Annotated in this window: 1 protein-coding gene; it reads left to right on the top strand. The window is 62.9% G+C overall.

The window, feature by feature from the left end; all coding sequences use genetic code 11:
• Window positions 1-170 precede the first annotated feature (170 nt).
• Window positions 171-394 (top strand): helix-turn-helix transcriptional regulator (locus tag HUA75_RS46100; protein ID WP_174490141.1); only part of this gene is annotated, 224 nt, incomplete at its 3' end.

The following is a 394-nucleotide window of genomic DNA, read 5'->3' as shown; positions in this document are numbered from 1 at the left end:
GTGTTCATCGTCCCGAGCTTGATGCGCCTCATCGGCTTCGAGCCGGGCTATGTCATCGCGTATGACGTGGGTGGACTCGTGCTGGGGGCGGTCGGTCTCGCGCTGACGCTCCTCGCCAACGTGCTGACGCATGCCTTCGCTCTGCAGAGCGAGCTTGAAGAGATTTTCTGATGCCGATTCGAATCACGCTGGATGAGGTGCTCGCCAGGAAGGGGCTGAAGGCGAAGCAGCTCGCCGAGCAGATCGGCGTGAGCCAGACGCACCTGTCCCTGTTCCGCTCGGGCAAGGTCAAGGGCGTCCGGTTCTCGACCCTGTCCAAGCTGTGCATGGCGCTCGAATGCGCTCCGGGCGACCTCATCCAGTACGACCCGGACCCTGAAGATTTGGTGGCCGT

Source organism: Myxococcus sp. CA040A (assembly GCF_013336725.1).
Taxonomy (GTDB): Bacteria; Myxococcota; Myxococcia; order Myxococcales; family Myxococcaceae; genus Myxococcus; species Myxococcus llanfairpwllgwyngyllgogerychwyrndrobwllllantysiliogogogochensis.
Note: the sequence above shows the minus strand (reverse complement) of the source record. Positions and strands in the feature narration are given on the sequence as shown.